Source organism: Lysinibacillus sphaericus (assembly GCF_000600105.1).
In the GTDB taxonomy this organism is placed as follows: domain Bacteria; phylum Bacillota; class Bacilli; order Bacillales_A; family Planococcaceae; genus Lysinibacillus; species Lysinibacillus sphaericus.
Map to the genome: position 1 here is coordinate 2,638,377 of NZ_CP006837.1, position 15,647 is coordinate 2,654,023.

The following is a 15,647-nucleotide window of genomic DNA, read 5'->3' on the forward strand; positions in this document are numbered from 1 at the left end:
GTGTTGTTTTTATTATCGTTCGTTTCTTTTAGGATTAGAATTTGCCTACAGTGTGTTCTAAGTCAAATCTTCTTCTGCACTTCATTTTATGATTTCGCCATTAATTTTCTTTTAATACGAAGGGAAACAAGCTCTAAGATAATCGCGACAATAAGAGCGCAATACGTAATCATCCCAACTTCGTGTAAATCATAGTAAAAACTAGAAGCCATAAATAACTCAAAGCCAATACCACCTGCCGCCGCCGCTGCACCCATCGCCACTGCCACACCATAGTTCGTTTCAAAGCGTAAAAAAATCCACGACACCATATAGGACGAAGACTGCGGAACGACAGCATGCCATACAATATGCCACCAATTCGCTCCTGAGGCCCGCAATGCCTCTATAGTACCTTCTTCTAACTCCTCAAATGATTCAGCAAATGCCTTTGTTAAGTAAGCAATGGTATGCAGCATCATCCCCAGTACACAAGCAATTGCACCGAGACCTGCAACAATCGCAAAGATTAACACCCACAGGACTGTAGGTACTGCTCTAATAAATGAGTTAAAAGCGATTATCCCATTTGACACCATTGAAGGGACTAAGTTTTTCGCGCTAAAAATAGCAAGGAAAAAAGAGAGTACTGCTCCTAAAATCGTTGCTAAAAAAGCTAATGCAAGTGTTATACTAATTTGCTTTAACGCTGTAGCAAATGTAATTTGATGAAAGGCAGGTTCTAAAAACATCATCTTTAAATTACCTAGCGTTAAGGAAATGGCTGTTGACCATGTAATTGTCCCATAATCAAGCAAAAATGGTCCAATCAGTGTAAATAACAGTAGTGCCCATAGTACAAGACGCATGACGATATTCGCCTTTGTCATTTTAGTGATTTGAATTCGACCATTTCTTACTTTGACATTTGTCTCTAAAGGTGACACGTGCATTAAGAAATCACCTTCCTTACTTTGTTTGATGTAAATTCAATAATAAACACAACCGCGATAATCATAATGGTAATAAGCCCTAGCATATTATAATCCAGTTTTTTATAGTAAAGATCAAATAGATAACCAATACCTGTACCTGTTAATAATCCAACTAATGTCGCACTTCGAATATTGGTTTCAATCATATAAAATATCCAACTAAGCATCTGAGGCATCGTATCTGGTAATACGCCTTTCCATACCATTTGAAAATATGTAGCCCCTGTGGCCATTAGCGCCTCTACTCCGTCTGAACTTGCCTCATCAATTGTTTCAATAAACATCCGAACTAAAAAGCCAAACGTCGAGAAAAATAGAGCGAAATAGCCCGTTACAACATTATGTCCAAATGAAATAACAAGAACAAGCGCCCATGCGATTACTGGAACATTACGAAAAATGGATGCAATGAACCGTGCTACAAAGCCAAAGAAACGATTGAATTGTGTCGTTTGCGCCCCTAATATTGCAAAAAGCAAAGCAAATACGGCTGCTGTAGTAGAAGCTATGACGGATAAAATAATCGTCTCCCAAAGGCGTTGTAATACTTTTGGAATATTTTCTATTGTTTCAGTTGAAGGAATTAAATTATTAATCATCCATGCAAGTGTACTAGGAATCGCATATAAACCTTCTATTATATTAAACTTTGTAATGGCTGCTGAGCCGTACGTTAATACAATCAGAACAATCATTACACCTGTCATTCGCCACTTTTTCCTACGTAAAATATTCGCCTCTGTCATCATACCCTCCGAACCTTTTATTCCGTAATTAGTTCATCTACGCTTGTTCCATAAATGTTACGTATCGCAAGCTGGTTTAACTGCTTCGGGATATCATCAAATACTTTCTCCCCTTTACGTAATCCGATAATTCGATCAGAATAACGCATGGCAACGTCGACTTGATGTAAATTCACTAACACAGTAATGCCCATAGACTGTGAAATTTCCTTTAAGTGATCCATAATGACCTTCGATGAATTGGGATCAAGGGATGCGATAGGCTCATCACATAACAATAACTTTGGCTCTTGCACTAATGCCCTTGCTATCCCTACTCGTTGCTTTTGACCACCACTTAACTGGTCACAACGTTTATAAATTTGATCCTTCATATTCAGCTTTTCTAATATCGATAATGCAAGTCGTTTCTCTTCTTCTGTATAAATACTTAGGATACCTTGCATCGTGGATTTATAACCAAACCGACCATGCAACACATTTTCAAATACAGTTAGACGGGAAACTAAGTTATAATGCTGAAAAATCATGCCCATTTTGGCACGTTGTTGCCGCATTGCTCTTTTATTGATAGACGTAATATCTTGCTGATCAAAAATAATTTCTCCTTTGGACGGTTCAATCATTCGATTAATGCAGCGTAGCAATGTTGATTTCCCTGCACCCGATTGACCTATAATGGATACAAACTCGCCTTCTTGCAAGGAAAGATTGATATCATTTAACACCATGGACTTATGGTCATAGCTTTTAGCAATTTTATGAAGCTGCAAAATCGTGTTGGCTTGCTCTCTTTCTGGAGCAACAGTAAATGCTGACTGCAGGGGCTGTCTTTCCATTACAATAGTAGTCATTATTCTCTCTCCTTGTATCGTAATTTGATAAAGCTGATAGCATGGAAAATCTCTGAGACTTTTTTGAAAAAGGCTTCTATCTTTAAAGATAAAAGCCCTGTACAGTATTATTTTGATAGTTCGCGAATTGGATTAAACCAAGCATCTTCCACTTCTAAGAAACGCTCGTCCGCCGCTCTATAGAACAATCCAGAATCGCCGGAATCTTTTGGTACAAAAATACTTTTGTTATTGGTTGTTTCATCCGAGATTAAGTGTTCTTTTAATGTCTTAATATCTTCTTCGCTTAATACCGACGTATTGACTACGAATGGAGCGTTAAGTACTGGTGTTACCTGTATCAGCACAAATTCTTTTCCTGTTAACGTGTTAAACGGTGCTGCAGCATTATCTTTTACCTTATAAACTGCACCTGGTGTACTTTCTTTTCCTTCCACTAGCTCAACATAAGCCTCCACACATGTATCACAAAATGCTGCGATATCAGAGCGCTCCATCAACATATTGACAGCTGACCCTTGGTGAGAATCCCCAAATAAGACTTCAGGATATACTTCATTGCCTTCCATTAAAGCTTCTTCAGTTAAATTTTTATCGCTAAAGTGAGAAATAATTGAACTTGTTGGTACTTTGAAACCTGATGTTGAAGAAGCAGAGACGAAAGAAATCGTTTTGCCTTCCGTTGTATCTAACGTATATTTACCATTCTTTTGATATTGTTGTGCCTGATCCTTTGGAACCGCTAGCCAGCTATAATAGACCGCATCGTCTAATGTGCCAGACTCTCCGGATGGTACAACTAAGGGTTCGACATCTTTACTTTTGTCCTTCGCTTCGATATACCCTTGCGCTCCCATAAAAGCAATATGTGCATTGCCATTGGCAATTGATTCAATCGCAATCGCATAATCTGTCGTTAATTTATGTTCTACTTTACGCCCTGTTGCCTTTTCAAAAATGGCACCAAAAGCATCACGAGAAGGAGCCATTTCAGAACCTGATTCATTTGGATACCAAACCATTACAAGTGGTCCATCTGATTTTGCATTGGCTTTCTTTGTTTCACTTGTTCCATTTTCCGAACTACAAGCAGCTAAAAAAAGTACAGTCAACATGCCCATCAAAATTGATAACCATCGTTTGTTCATTATTCTTCTCCTTTTTCACTTCAGTTTTTGTAGTTTTGCTCTACATGCCCCATTTAATCATCCCGGAAAGCGCTTGGAAATAGCTCCGCATTTTTCTTAATAAAATTTTACATTCACTAAATAAAAACGGCAGTTTGTAAATTGGATAATGTATATTGCCCTAATTGTACAGGTGCACCATAACGACCATGATAATCTGATCCACCTGTTGTGATTAAATGATATTTTTGAGCTAATTGTTGCACCTGTTCCATATGCACAGGTGTGTGATCAGGATGAAGTAACTCGATTCCATCAAGCCCTTCTTGCACAAGCTCCTTTGTGATATCGAAAGAGTTTAACTGACCAGGATGGGCAACGACAGCGACTCCGCCATCAGCATGAATGGCTTGCAATGCATCAAAGGCATCAACATAAACAATATCCCCTGCTGCTACTCCTGTTTTAAATAATGAGCGATACAATGTTTGATAGTATTTTGAACTATATGCCTCTTCTGTCAACGCATTCATAATATGCTGTTTATATAATGTACCGCTTTCGCGAGCAAAGGCGAGTGCCTGCTTTGCATCGAGCGGGAACCCCGCTTCCTGTATGCGCGCTAACTGCCATAATGAATGGGCGTGCCGGCGAGCAAGTAGTGGTGTACAAAGCGCTTGAATATGTGGACATTGATCTTGAAAACCATAGCCAAGCATATGGACTTTGCGCTGACGCTTAAAGTCATAGGCCGATATTTCAACACCAGCAATAAATTCGATATTGAATTGTGCCGCAAGCTTACGCCCCTCCGCATGGTGAGCTGTTGTATCATGGTCAACAACGCCTAGATGTGTGATACCTGCTGCCTTCGCTTGCTGAAATAATTGCATCAACGTTTCGCTACCATCGGAATAACGACTATGTGTATGCAAATCAATTTTCACGCTAACACTTCCTTGTCGCTAATTTTCATCATTGTAAACACATCATCGCACAGGCCTTCCATAAACTCTAAATCATGAAAAATACCAATTAAAGTAGTTCCTTGTGCTTTTAGCTTTTCAATGGATTCCCTTACCTTAACTTTCGAGGCTTGATCTAAGCTAGCAGTAGGTTCATCTAAAAGAAGGAGGCGTGGCTCTTTCACGATCGCACAAGCAATATTTAAACGAAGTTTCTCTCCACCTGAAAAATTATTTGGATAACTATTCCATAATTTTTCCTCCAAATCAAAATGACGTAATGCTTGCTTTGCTCGGGCAATAGCTTCTTGTTGTTCTACCCCTATATCTAGTAGAGATTGTGTCACCAGTTCTAATGCTGTCGTTCGAGGCATGACGTTTAAAAATTGCGACACATAACCAATTTCATGTTTTCGCAAATAAACAATTTGTCGAGTCGTCGCTTGTAATAAATCAATCTCACCATAGGCATCTGAATGGAATATAATGTTTCCAGCTTGCGGCATATAAGTGCGATAAATACTTTTTAAGATGGTCGATTTGCCACTGCCACTTTTACCGACAATCCCTAAAAAGCCCCCTTCCTTCACATGCAATGATATATTTTCAAGTGCTGGAAAAGTCTTTTGTAAATGATGAATAGTAAACGATTTCTGCAAATTGTGTATCGTTAACATCGTTTCCCCCCTAGCGATAATTGGTTTGCATAATAATGTTGCCATCAACCATGGTTGTTGTAACAACGGGATAGCCGTCTTCCATCTGTTCAATAATTAATATATCTGCCTTTTTACCAACCTCAATCGAGCCAATTTCGTGATCAAGATTTACTGCACGTGCAGGATTAATCGTCACAAGTTGGAATAAACGGTGTAAATCTTCATCATATTGTTTCGATAATTCGAAAATCCCGTGTAACATTGCAGGAGGATAATAATCACTACAAATAATATCGATTACTTGTGCTTGAATCGCCTCACTGGCGCTTAAATTCCCTGAATGGGAGCCACCATTTAAAATATTGGGTGCACCAGCAATCGTTTGCATCCCCATCTTCTTTGCTTCTTTTGCCACATCGAGTGTAATAGGAAACTCACTGATTGTTGTGCCATACGATTGAACAAGTTGAAGTTTTGCTACATCATCGTCATCATGTGAAGCAACCGCAATGTTATGGTCAATGGCTAGTCGACTTAGTCGTTCAATATCATCGAAAGTCATTTTCGCCTTATCAACTTGATTTTGAATTAATACATTGGCTTCCTGATCTGACATGGAACGATAGCCGCGCATAATATTTTTATAGATTTCAAGATTTCGATATTGTCCCTGACCTGGTGTATGATCCATAAATGATAGCAAATGCACTTTGCCATCTTTAATATTGCGCTCTAAGTTCGGGATTTGATCGATGGAATCAATTTCGAAGCGAGCATGTAAACGATGTCGTATTAAATGTGGCTCTTCGTGTGAAGCGTAAATCGCATCAACACATTTTTGAACATTTTCCGGATTACGAATTGCTTTATGTGAGTATTTATCATCCCCGTAATAGGATAAGGAATGAAAAATTGTTGTAATGCCATGCGTCATTAAAATGCGTTCGCTCTCCCGTAAACCAATGTTCATGCTCATTACTGAGGTTGGACGAGGGCTGACAATCGTCTCAATATAATCCGAATGAATATCGACAAAACCTGGTGATACATAGCCACCTTTAGCATCTAAAACCTCTATACCATGTAAATCAATGTCCGCTTCATGGACAATCGCATTAATTAAATGGTCCTCCACTAATACAATGTGGTTTTTTAAAAATTGCTGTTCTGTCACAATAACGCCATTTATAATCGCAAGCATCATTTACCTCCTTACAGTAATGAGTAAACTAATTGTTGTGTATATTCGTGCTGTGGATCTTCCAATACTTGATCTGTTAACCCATGTTCAATAATTTCCCCATTCAGCATGACAATTGTACGGTCAGCAAGCATACGAATAACGGCCAAATCATGTGATACAACAATCATTGAAATATTTAACTCCCGTTGTATCGATTTAATTAAATCTAAAACATCTGCTTGTACAGACAAGTCTAATCCTGTCGTTACTTCATCTAGTAATAGAATAGGCGGGTTATTGGACATAGCCTTAGCAATTTGAACCCGTTGCTGCATGCCACCTGAAAAATTTTTCGGTGCTTCTTTACTTCGATGGACAGGAATTCTAACATGTTGTAGAAGTGATAGGCTTCGCTCTTCCATCTGACGAACATGACGATTACCTGCTGCAATTTGCTTTTCTGCAATATTACTCATGGATGAAAAATCCATTTTCAGTCCAAGCATCGGATTTTGATAAACCATCCCTAAAATCGTATTTCGTATATGACGCTTCATTTGACTCGATTCAGTAAAAATATTGTTGTGCCCATTTTCATAATCTACTAAATAGCCTTCTCCTGACGTCACCGTCTCATCAAAGTAAAGACTTTTCATCAATGTCGATTTACCACTGCCACTCTCTCCGACAATTCCTAATATTTCTCCTCGATATAAATCTAACGATACATTTCGACATGCATAGACAGTTTTACAGACAGGGCAAAAATTTTTTTCTAGTTTCATGTCTTCGTGCTGACAATGCGTACAACCATCACCGTACTGTTTGGATAACTGTCGAATCGATAATACCGGTTGTTCTTGCATCATTTTGCTGCCACCTTTTGTTGTAATATTTCTTGCATATAACTTGTATCATTACAAACATAGTAAGTTTCACCCGTAACTTCATCTGTAAGCTCATCAAGAAAGACATCTGACAGACCTGTTTCTCGGCACACCTTTCCTTCAAATTGCTCGACAACAAACGGATAGTCTTCAAATGCAAGCGACTCTACATTTGTATAAGGCGGTACTGCGTAAATTTTTTTCTCACGTCCCGCCCCAAAAAGTATAAGCGCCTCACTTTGATGTATTTTTGGGTTATCAAACCGCGGAATTGGACTAGGATTCATGACGTAGCGTCCATTGACTAATACTGGATAATCTGCCCCTTGAGAAGTCTGGTTATAGCGCATAATTTGTTCAAACAACATTAAATAAGCACCGCTATATTCTTTTTCTGCATGATAACGTTTTGTTTTAAATTCACTCCGTTCAATGTCCCGCAACGGCTCTGGCTCTGGTACTTGTAGCACTAACACTTGATCTGCACGTAATGGCACTTCAGGAATGCGATGGCGTGATTGTACAAGCGTGGCATCTTGCGTACGAGACGTTGTTTGAACACCCGTTGTCTTGGTCACAAGCTTTTTTATATTAACCGCATTGACGGAGTCATCCGAACCTTGGTCAATAACTTTCAATACATCATTTTTACCAATTAATGCGAGTGTTACCTGCAAGCCCCCTGTTCCCCACCCTCGGGCAATTGGCAACTCACGCGAGGCGAATGGCACTTGATAGCCAGGAATAGCTATTCCTTTCAAAATTGCTCGTCGGATTTCACGCTTTGACTGTTCGTCTAACAAAGCAAATGGTACTGCGCTCATCGGTGCCCCTCCTTTTTTATACTGCGCATTTGTTCTAACTTCGCTTGGAATGTGACATAATGCGGCATCTTCAAGTGTGAGATAAATCCTGTAGATTCAATCATATCCACGTGAAGTAGTACAAATTCTTCGTCATGGATTGGAGAATCGCCTCCAACTTCTAGTGCATGATCTACGATAGACATCGCAATGGTTTTTGTTTCGTTTTGTCCAAAACATGCACCATAGCCAACATCGAATTCCAACACTTGTTGTCCATCTTCATCTACATCAACAGGAATAAACGACTCTACTTCCGTTAGTTTAATGGCGCCAATATAATAAGGGTCCATATCGTCGTCTTCTAATGCAACATAAATTGGTTGCCAACCTACCCGTACCTCCCCAACATTTGGATGTGATGCACCGTAGCCGCGAAGACCTGCATAACCAAGAGATGTAATCGTCCCTGTTTGTCCCCTTGTTAATGTTTGCAAACGTTGAGAACGATTTGTTGGAAACGTTATGGCTTGCTTCGTCACATCTTTGGGTTCTTGATTATTTAAAGCGAACTTTCTTATTAGACCTTCATCGCGTAAATAATCCATTACTTTTGGTAGCTGCTCTAATGCAAGTTCACTTTCTTCCGGTTTATTTATTTGTTCAAATGCCGCCTTTTTTAGCTCAACATCTGCTACGGTTTCCTCCAGCAAATCAAAATCCAATAAGCGGTGTAAATAATCGTGTGAAGCCCCTAAAATTTGCCCTCCTGGAATATCTTTAAAACTAGCCGATATGCGTCGTAGGACAAACATTTCTCTCGCATTCGTTACAGTTGAATAATACAAGCGTGGTAATGTGGAGCGGTGCGCACGTAATAAAAATACAGCCTCCTCTGCATTGCCCTCGCTTTGTTTCATCGCTAAAGAGGCTAAACGTTCACTATATAAACTACTTTCCGACATGACTTGATCTAAAAAACCTCGCATTGTGGACTGTAATGTATGCACTGAAATATGTGCGCCTCGCTTCACGCGCTCATACTGCAAATGCTCTAAAGATGCTTCAATCGCCTCGGCGCCACCACGAACTGCTACATACGCCATTAGCTTTTCACCTCTTCCAACTTCGTTGTGCGTGGTAAAGCGAGCACCTTACCATTTTCATCTATTAAAATCAAATCGACTCCTAGCGGAAACTCTCGATTTCGAATTGCACGCAACGCCAAAATATCAGGAGATAATCCCAGTTCCACTAGTTCTTTATGCAAAATACCAGGCCCTGTTAATTGATAGACAACTTCGTTTGACTGCTGTGGCAATTCCATGACGATTGTAGCGGATTGCTGTGGATCAATTAAATTTCCTATTTTCACTACTTCTAACACTTTCAATATTTGCTCTTTGTTAGCATTTGCAGGCACAATGATAAAATCCGCTTCATGGAAATCTTTTACTTTTGCGCCTGTCCATTGACGTAGTTCTTGGTGAAGTCGCTTCGAGTCATCCACTGCTTGAAAGCTGATTTCTCCATCGAACAATGTCATTAAAACAGATAATGTTTGAGGATATAGCCCATCGATGGAATGCAAAGTTTGTAACGTCCCTTTACTGCCTGGTCGAGCAAAACAATCCATTAATGTACGAAATGTCAGTTGCGTAAAGTGTACCGTTTCCATGTTCCCTACCTCCTTATATCGACATCGTGTCGAACTGAACTTTTGTCCGTTCAATTGAACATTTTATATCTTGATGCTTCATATCAAGACGTTGTGACAGTTTCGTTAACACGCTCGCCCACTTTGCCACTACAGGTAGTTGCCCATTATAAGCAGCATCTATAATGGCCAGTGCCTTGGACAGCTCTGGCTCATATTCGCGAACTAAGCCAAGACCAAATGCTTCGCCAATTTTGACCTTAGTTTCTGTTACTAACGTCTCACCTATATAAAAAAGGGATTGCTGTGCCGATTCTCGCATTTTAATCATGACAAGCCCCTCTCTTGGTGCTTGGATTTCAATTACCTCATGGTGACTACAAACTTCATTTGCCATCTGTAATGCTTCTTCACGTCCAACCTCAATTAATAATTTAGTCCGTTCAGCTCGTTTCACTTGACCAACTCCCTTCACCAATACCTTAACTTGGCGCCATGTTCAGTAGTGAAAAGGTTTCGTGAAGTTCATGTAAACTAAGTTTTACAAAAATTAACGGCATTTAATTAAAATGGCGGGGTCACGTAGCAATTTATCTTCTGGTTGTCTTACAGCATAAAAAAAGACTTCAAACACGAATGGTTTGAAGTCAATCTAATCTATATTTGAAAAAAGAAGCGATCCGTTCGATATAAAATTTCTGTGTACTCTAGTAAAATATTATGCTCGTCATCCCAACTATCCGATTCTACCTTGACGAGAGGCACCAATATTTCACATGCAAGCAATGACCGGTCCAGTTCATTTGGAAATTTGACAGCTAAATGTGAGAAGGAACTACGAAATTGTTTTACACCATGCTGTTGATAAAATGTATAGATAGAGGTTAAATCATCATTCACCTGCTTAATGGCAGGCATATTTTCAACAACGACATACGAACGATGGATTGCTGTGGGTTCCTCGTCAATAAAGCGCAATCTTTCAATTAGGTAAAGGTCGCTATGTTGAACATATGGCTTGCTAAAAATAATATGTTCTTTAGGTACCTGTTCTATTTTCGTCACAACTGATTGATAGTTTGATGTAAATTTGAGCATTTTTTCACTAAAGCTAATATCGCCAGACATTACAACCTCAAGTGGTTTTTGTTTTTCCCGCAAAAAGCGCCCAATCCCCTTCTGCGAATAAATTAAACCCATTTTCTCTAGTAAATCATAGGCATTTCGGACTTTTATACGTGGTACACCAAACATTTCCATTAGAGCATGTTCACTTGGCATTTTCCCATCTTGCGAATAATTCCCTGCCTCGATTCCCTGTAACAAGTAATCCTTCACTACTAGTTCCTGCTCATCCACACGCTTCACTCCTTCTATAAAAAAGGCATAATTTCAATCCATTTGTACCTTAAGTAGCACATTCCAAATAAACTTTATGAACGTTATTTTTTTGTATTAAATGCAAATTCAATTTTCCCTTCCACAAATTGCAGGGCAGCGCTAAATTGCTTGCCACTTTTTGCTTTAAAACCTTTCATTTCGGCTGTTTTCCCGCTCGTACATAAATCTCTAATATTCTTCTCCGTAAGCTTTTTCCCTAATAATCTTTCTGGAAATGTTTGTTTACAGCCATTTTTATATTCCGAGCAACCATAAAATTTCTTGCGCAAGCTAATTTTGCCTACTTTACATGTTGGGCATGTCACAATATCTTTTGCTTTAGCATTCGTTGGAAATTGATCCGCATTAATTGTGATTGTGTTAATTTTGTTTGGTACTTCGGCAATTAACTGATAGATAAATTTGCCAATACTGTCGATAAAATGTTTGGCCGATCCTTCACCACGTCCTATTTTTTTTAAATAAATTTCCCATTTTGCTGTCATCGATGGACTGGAAAGCAAGGTTCCTTCAATTGCTCTACACAATAGTTCCCCTTTAGGTGTGATACTGACAATATTTTTCTTCACCTCAATAAACCCATGCTTTTTAATCGTTTCAATAATGCCACTACGTGTTGCCTCTGTGCCAATACCTTCTACAGAATTTAAAACTTCGATTTCAGTCTCGTCTTCAACCGATTTTCCACATGTTTTCATCATTGTAATAAGTTGCCCTTCTGTATAAGGCTTTGGTGGCGTTGTAGTTCCTTCTATAATGGCGATTTGACTTTGGACGATTTCCCCTTTAGATACGACAGGTAGAACTTCCTCACGATGTGAAGGCTCTTTATCGCCAGCGAAAAGCTCCCGCCAACCTTTTACAAGCTCTGTTTTCCCGACGGATTTAAATTCTACATTTTTCACATCCGTTAAAATCGTTTTTTCATCATACTCATAATCATGATGAAACATTGCAAGCGTTGTATGTAATATTTCAAAATAAATATTTCGTTCATCCGCAGCCATTGACTGCAACGCTTTTTCTGTTGGCATCTTTTTCGTTGGAATAATGGCATAGTGCTCGCCTACATTAGAGCTGTCAACATAACGTTTATGTTGGCCTCTTAAAACAGGGGGAAATGCCTGACCAATGAGCTGTTGATATTTTTGCAGTGCTTCGTGTAAATAATTGTATTCATTTGGTGTTATCAGCTGTGAATCGGTACGTGGGTACGATACAAGCTTTTTCTCATATAGCGACTGTGTCAATTTTAACACGTGAGCCGGACTATATTTCCAGCGTCTATTTGCTGTTGCCTGCAAAGTTGATAATGCGTGCAATTTAGGTGGTTGGATTCGCTTTGTCTTATTCGTTACACTCGTAATTTGACCTATATCCATTGGCTGAATAGCGTGTTGTCTCAATAACTGCTCTACTTCTTCTCTAACATTGGATTTGATTTTCGCCTTACCTTTATACATACCATTTTGGGCTGTAAATACTCCTTCAATTTCATAAAACTTTTCAGGCTTAAAATTCTCGATTTCTTGTCGTCTTTTATAAATCAAATACACTGTTGGTGATTGCACACGCCCAATAGAAATACTGCCCTTAAAGCCCTTCTGCTGAAGAAGTAATGTATATAAACGACTACAGTTCATGCCCACTAGCCAGTCGCTAATTTGGCGTGTTTTTGCTTCTTGATACATCAGCAAATCGCGCTCGTTACTATGCATATTTTGAAAACCTTTCCGAATTTCATCCACCTCTAAAGAGTTAATCCATAAACGTTTTACAGGCTTTTTTACTTTTGTCATTTTATAAATGGAATAAAAAATATTCGATCCTTCACGCTCAGCATCGCATCCATTATAAATCATGGTTACTTGTGGATCGTGGAAGATTTTTTTTATCGCATTAAACTGTGTGTATACATTACTAACAACTTTATCTTCATATTTGTCTAAAATAATCGGTAAGGCATCTAAAGACCACTTCTCCCATTCCTTTTTATATTCCTTCGGTTCCTTTAATTCGACGAGGTGACCTATCCCCCAACTAATAATGGCACCATCAGGAAATGTTGAACAGGGCTCTAACTCTATAAACGTTTTCTCTTTGTGTTTAATTTTAAAGGCTTCTGCATAAGCTCGTGCCTGCGATGGTTTTTCAGCTAAAATAGCGATTTTTCCCATAATAATGATCACATCTTCTTTTAAATATTTTTAGTAGTTTGTTATCTAAAAATGGAAAGAGGCTGGGACAAAAGAGAAGAAGTGTTAGATTGACTGCCATCAATCTAACACTTTTTTGCTATTCCGTTGTTGTCCGCTACGGCGGTGCTTTCCGCTCAGCACAGTAAGCCGCAACCCTCGCTAACGCGCGGAATGCCCGCGTCTTACATTATGTGCTGTCCCGCTGGAGTCACCGCCTTCGCTACCAACAACTAGTGAACACTTCTAATTTTTTATTTAATGCAAATGCAAGAATAGCTAAGTTTGCTAAGCTCCATATAGCAAAAATTTATGAACACCTTTCCTCTGTTCCTTAAATTTTTTTAGTTTTTGTCCCAGCCTCTTATTGTGAAATACCCTACAACTATTTTACTGTATACCATTTAAAATAGCACTTCCTAATGTCAGAAGCGAAGCAACGATGCTCTCTTCAAATAGAAAAAAACTAAATGTACATAACCTCTTTCTCCTTATCCCATATAGATTTTGGATAACAAGAAAAATGTTTAAGTTAGAAAATATTATATTGAGCTAGCAAATAATAGGGGCAAGATGATAAAATATGGTTATAAAGGGGGATGGGGAATGGGGAAATTAAGTAAGCGTAATATTTTATGGATTATACCAATCGGCATAATAGGCGTGTTTTGGTATTTTTATGGTCCACAAGAAGACATAACGGATAATGAATATATTACATATGTCAAAAACTATTCAATCGAAAATAGTAACCAATCATTCGAAAAAGCTTTTGCTTCAGCTTGCGAAAATCCATATTGGGTTTATTTTGAGACACAAAAGGGACAAGATGTAGTGGAATTTAAAGGTGATTGTCCTATCAACAACAAGAAGGCGAAAGTCAATGTACAATTTTTAGTCGATGCCAAAATGACAACTGTAAAGTATGGTGCAATGTTAGTCGATAGTAAAATGCAAGAAGAATCCGAACGAGACAATTTTCTACTGGCGATAACGACGGAGTAAATCTTATTTTCTTACAATGAGCCTAAACGCACTGAAAGGTGAATTTGGGCTCATGGCTTTATAGCTTATCATTAAAAATAGCATATACATTTGTATCATGTGCTTTCCCTTGTTGATACATATATTCTTTTAATACGCCTTCTTTGTGAAAACCTAAATGAGTTAGTAACTGATTGGATGCTACATTTTCAATAAAGACAATTGCCCCAATCCGGTTAAGTTCCATCTTATCAAACCCATAGGATACAATTTCAGCTACTGCCTCTTTCGTATAGCCCTTTCGCCAGTAGTCGGGGTGCAACTCATAGCCAATTTCTGCCCGCTTATGTTTAGGTGACCATGCGTTAAAGCCGATAGTTCCGATAATGCCCTTTACTTCTTTCCGCTCTATACCCCACCGAATACCTCTTTTTTCCTTATAATTTTTCGAAAAAGTTTCGATTAGTTTTTCTGCTTCTTCAATTGTTGCAAAGGGTTCTAATCCATAATACTGGGTAACAAGGTGATTGGAAAAACAGCGAAAAAGGTCTGTTACATCTTCATCTATTATTTCTCTTAATATTAATCGTTCAGTCTCTACAATAGGAAACATCTTATTCCTCCTTTATAGTATTTACAATTCTCCAAAATTGGCAAAAACCCTTTTCAAAGAGAACTACCTTTCTAGGAACTTTCAATGAAAAGTTTCGTATTATTTACAGGAGGTATGGAAGAATATGAAAAAAATGAGTTTATATTTGTTGATGCCAATCTTACTATTTTGCCTTTATGTTGTTTATCACCATTTTACTTATGCATTTTTCTATACAGGCGATATCAAGTCAAATATGGTCGCCCTATTCTTTCACCAAATGGTGACTATTCAGCACAAGTTTATTATGACAATTATGGTGGCGCTATAGGTGGAGTCAATTTGATTGTCAATATTATATATCATCAAAAACATGACGAAGAACAAACCATTTATTTTAGTGATGCCAAAGGTAGTGTAAATGTAAACTGGACTGCCGACGACGTACTGTCGATTACGAACTATGACGAATACGCTAATCGCAATACTGAACTAGTCGTAGGTAAAGAAATTTACGATGAGCAAGGAACTGCTTGTAATACGTATAAAATAAGAAAAGCTTTTAAATGTAAGGATCAAGACTCCTAATGCTCTATTATTTTAAACTAAAAACAGCATAC

Annotated in this window: 17 protein-coding genes; 2 read left to right on the forward strand and 15 right to left on the reverse strand. The window is 38.5% G+C overall.

What is annotated here, in order from left to right; translation table 11 throughout:
- Positions 1–86: 86 nt before the first annotated feature.
- The 14 genes from T479_RS12550 to topB all read right to left on the reverse strand — a co-directional run bounded on the left by T479_RS12550 (position 87) and on the right by topB (position 13,433).
- Complete coding sequence (locus T479_RS12550; RefSeq protein ID WP_024360966.1) at positions 87–932, reverse strand: PhnE/PtxC family ABC transporter permease; 846 nt, start codon at positions 930–932, stop codon at positions 87–89.
- The gene (gene phnE / locus T479_RS12555) at positions 932–1,723 is read right to left on the reverse strand and encodes a phosphonate ABC transporter, permease protein PhnE (RefSeq protein WP_305981527.1); all 792 of its coding nucleotides are present in this window, start codon (positions 1,721–1,723) and stop codon (positions 932–934) included. The genes T479_RS12550 and phnE overlap by 1 nt, the downstream gene beginning before the upstream one ends.
- Before the next feature lie 14 nt (positions 1,724–1,737).
- Positions 1,738–2,574, reverse strand: a complete 837-nt coding sequence (gene phnC, locus T479_RS12560) for a phosphonate ABC transporter ATP-binding protein (protein WP_025219805.1) — start codon at positions 2,572–2,574, stop codon at positions 1,738–1,740.
- 107 nt (positions 2,575–2,681) lie between these two features.
- Entirely contained in the window at positions 2,682–3,722 is a 1,041-nt protein-coding gene (locus T479_RS12565; protein WP_024360969.1) for a PhnD/SsuA/transferrin family substrate-binding protein, read from the reverse strand.
- Between the two features lie 116 nt (positions 3,723–3,838).
- Positions 3,839–4,648 (reverse strand): PHP domain-containing protein, encoded by an 810-nt coding sequence (locus T479_RS12570; protein WP_025219806.1) that lies wholly within the window; start codon positions 4,646–4,648, stop codon positions 3,839–3,841.
- Entirely contained in the window at positions 4,645–5,343 is a 699-nt protein-coding gene (phnL, locus tag T479_RS12575) for a phosphonate C-P lyase system protein PhnL (RefSeq protein WP_025219807.1), read from the reverse strand. Before phnL ends, T479_RS12570 begins: the two co-directional genes overlap by 4 nt.
- 10 nt (positions 5,344–5,353) lie before the next feature.
- Complete coding sequence (gene phnM / locus T479_RS12580; protein ID WP_025219808.1) at positions 5,354–6,526, reverse strand: phosphonate metabolism protein PhnM; 1,173 nt, start codon at positions 6,524–6,526, stop codon at positions 5,354–5,356.
- A gap of 11 nt (positions 6,527–6,537) precedes the next feature.
- Positions 6,538–7,374, reverse strand: a complete 837-nt coding sequence (locus tag T479_RS12585) for an ATP-binding cassette domain-containing protein (protein ID WP_374116271.1) — start codon at positions 7,372–7,374, stop codon at positions 6,538–6,540.
- The gene (locus T479_RS12590) at positions 7,374–8,219 is read right to left on the reverse strand and encodes an alpha-D-ribose 1-methylphosphonate 5-phosphate C-P-lyase PhnJ (RefSeq protein ID WP_025219810.1); all 846 of its coding nucleotides are present in this window, start codon (positions 8,217–8,219) and stop codon (positions 7,374–7,376) included. Before T479_RS12590 ends, T479_RS12585 begins: the two co-directional genes overlap by 1 nt.
- Positions 8,216–9,304 carry a carbon-phosphorus lyase complex subunit PhnI gene (locus T479_RS12595; protein WP_025219811.1) on the reverse strand — a complete coding sequence of 363 codons (1,089 nt, stop codon included), beginning with the start codon at positions 9,302–9,304 and terminating at the stop codon, positions 8,216–8,218. The genes T479_RS12590 and T479_RS12595 overlap by 4 nt, the downstream gene beginning before the upstream one ends.
- On the reverse strand, positions 9,304–9,876 hold the full coding sequence (phnH, locus tag T479_RS12600) for a phosphonate C-P lyase system protein PhnH (protein WP_025219812.1): 573 nt from the start codon (positions 9,874–9,876) through the stop codon (positions 9,304–9,306). The genes T479_RS12595 and phnH overlap by 1 nt, the downstream gene beginning before the upstream one ends.
- Before the next feature lie 13 nt (positions 9,877–9,889).
- A complete protein-coding gene (gene phnG, locus T479_RS12605; RefSeq protein ID WP_025219813.1) occupies positions 9,890–10,312 on the reverse strand; it encodes a phosphonate C-P lyase system protein PhnG in 423 nt (140 codons plus the stop codon).
- A gap of 200 nt (positions 10,313–10,512) precedes the next feature.
- A complete protein-coding gene (locus T479_RS12610) occupies positions 10,513–11,214 on the reverse strand; it encodes a GntR family transcriptional regulator (protein ID WP_025219814.1) in 702 nt (233 codons plus the stop codon).
- Positions 11,215–11,297: 83 nt separating this feature from the next.
- Entirely contained in the window at positions 11,298–13,433 is a 2,136-nt protein-coding gene (gene topB / locus T479_RS12615; RefSeq protein ID WP_025219815.1) for a type IA DNA topoisomerase, read from the reverse strand.
- A gap of 624 nt (positions 13,434–14,057) precedes the next feature.
- On the opposite strand from topB, the gene T479_RS12620 reads away from it, so the two are divergent.
- Positions 14,058–14,456: a hypothetical protein gene (locus T479_RS12620; RefSeq protein WP_025219816.1), complete on the forward strand. Its 399-nt coding sequence runs from the start codon at positions 14,058–14,060 to the stop codon at positions 14,454–14,456.
- 58 nt (positions 14,457–14,514) lie between these two features.
- On the opposite strand, the gene T479_RS12625 is transcribed toward T479_RS12620, so the two are convergent.
- Positions 14,515–15,048: a GNAT family N-acetyltransferase gene (locus T479_RS12625; RefSeq protein WP_025219817.1), complete on the reverse strand. Its 534-nt coding sequence runs from the start codon at positions 15,046–15,048 to the stop codon at positions 14,515–14,517.
- Between the two features lie 114 nt (positions 15,049–15,162).
- Here T479_RS12625 and T479_RS12630 point away from each other — a divergent pair, with 114 nt between their 5' ends.
- Positions 15,163–15,615, forward strand: coding sequence for a DUF5412 family protein (locus tag T479_RS12630; protein ID WP_025219818.1), 453 nt, complete (start codon positions 15,163–15,165; stop codon positions 15,613–15,615).
- Positions 15,616–15,647 lie beyond the last annotated feature (32 nt).

What these genes read in the sequence shown, in the direction of transcription:
- phnH (WP_025219812.1), bottom strand. Translation starts at nt 9,876, where the DNA reads ATGGAAACGGTACACTTTACGCAACTGACATTTCGTACATTAATGGAT.
- T479_RS12595 (WP_025219811.1), bottom strand. Translation starts at nt 9,304, where the DNA reads ATGGCGTATGTAGCAGTTCGTGGTGGCGCCGAGGCGATTGAAGCATCT.
- T479_RS12590 (WP_025219810.1), bottom strand. Translation starts at nt 8,219, where the DNA reads ATGAGCGCAGTACCATTTGCTTTGTTAGACGAACAGTCAAAGCGTGAA.
- phnM (WP_025219808.1), bottom strand. Translation starts at nt 6,526, where the DNA reads ATGCTTGCGATTATAAATGGCGTTATTGTGACAGAACAGCAATTTTTA.
- phnL (WP_025219807.1), bottom strand. Translation starts at nt 5,343, where the DNA reads ATGTTAACGATACACAATTTGCAGAAATCGTTTACTATTCATCATTTA.
- T479_RS12620 (WP_025219816.1), top strand. Translation starts at nt 14,058, where the DNA reads ATGGGGAAATTAAGTAAGCGTAATATTTTATGGATTATACCAATCGGC.
- T479_RS12550 (WP_024360966.1), bottom strand. Translation starts at nt 932, where the DNA reads ATGCACGTGTCACCTTTAGAGACAAATGTCAAAGTAAGAAATGGTCGA.
- T479_RS12630 (WP_025219818.1), top strand. Translation starts at nt 15,163, where the DNA reads ATGGAAGAATATGAAAAAAATGAGTTTATATTTGTTGATGCCAATCTT.
- T479_RS12625 (WP_025219817.1), bottom strand. Translation starts at nt 15,048, where the DNA reads ATGTTTCCTATTGTAGAGACTGAACGATTAATATTAAGAGAAATAATA.
- phnC (WP_025219805.1), bottom strand. Translation starts at nt 2,574, where the DNA reads ATGACTACTATTGTAATGGAAAGACAGCCCCTGCAGTCAGCATTTACT.
- T479_RS12585 (WP_374116271.1), bottom strand. Translation starts at nt 7,374, where the DNA reads ATGCAAGAACAACCGGTATTATCGATTCGACAGTTATCCAAACAGTAC.
- topB (WP_025219815.1), bottom strand. Translation starts at nt 13,433, where the DNA reads ATGGGAAAAATCGCTATTTTAGCTGAAAAACCATCGCAGGCACGAGCT.
- phnE (WP_305981527.1), bottom strand. Translation starts at nt 1,723, where the DNA reads ATGATGACAGAGGCGAATATTTTACGTAGGAAAAAGTGGCGAATGACA.
- T479_RS12565 (WP_024360969.1), bottom strand. Translation starts at nt 3,722, where the DNA reads ATGAACAAACGATGGTTATCAATTTTGATGGGCATGTTGACTGTACTT.